Genomic DNA, 926 nt, shown 5'->3' with positions numbered 1-926 from the left:
GGCCAATTGAGCTTTGACTGGAAAGTAGATGATACGAGTGTAATGGATGTCTCATTGTGGATAAATGGTGAAGAGCTTAGTGAATATAAGCCGGCTGAGGCTTATGGTCGTGAGACTATCGTGTTACCTGAAGATCAGGTCAATACTGTTGAGTGGCGCATGGCTAGGGGAGAACTTTGGCGTTCTACGAGTGAAAGTTCATTAGGGGATGAAGGCAAGACCTTGTATTTGAAGTCGGTTAATTTTACAGCAGATAACCCAGATGTAGCTGAGGATACAAGTCCTAGCAATTCAAAGTCTAGTGGTGGAGCATTCCACCCACTAGCGCTAGTGTTTTTGGCAGTGCTATTTTTCTTTCGTCGAAACGCTGCAGGTATATCGAAAACCTATCGTGCCATGAGTGTGGTGATTGTAATGCTCGTTGTTTCTTCAGGTTGGGCTCGCGCGGAAAATAGGATTATTGGTGGTGTTGACGCTGAGTTTAGGGATTACCCTTGGATGGTGTCATTACAAAATAAATATACTGGTGAGCACTTTTGTGGTGCAACCTTGGTGGATGAATACTATGTATTAACGGCATCTCACTGCTACGCCGGGGAGGCTTTGGATAGCATTGTTGCGGTTATTGGTGCGTATGATTTGAGTAACTCGTCTGGATATGATTTGCCAGAGCAGAGTAATGCTCGAGCCGTTAATCTCATAGAATATAATGAGGCTGAGAATGGCGATTATTTATTGTTTCAGCTTGCTGAGGCTGTGAGTGATGTGCCGACGCTTCCGTTGGCGACAGAGGCAGATATGCGCAAAATTGCTGAAGGTGATTCCTTGCGCGTTATCGGTTGGGGGGATATAGACCCAGACGATAGTGTCGCGACTTACCCGGATGTTCTTCAAGAAGCAGATGTAACGCTAATGAATCATGAGAC

At 45.4% G+C, this 926-nt stretch carries 1 protein-coding gene; it reads left to right on the top strand.

What is annotated here, in order from left to right:
- Nucleotides 1-926, top strand: a 926-nt coding sequence (locus tag A3729_RS23985) for a trypsin-like serine protease (RefSeq protein WP_156498104.1), incomplete at both ends; no start/stop codon positions are given.

The organism is Oleiphilus sp. HI0043, from assembly GCF_001634935.1.
The sequence above is the reverse complement of the archived record's forward strand: the minus strand, read 5'-3'. Positions and strand labels throughout refer to the sequence as shown.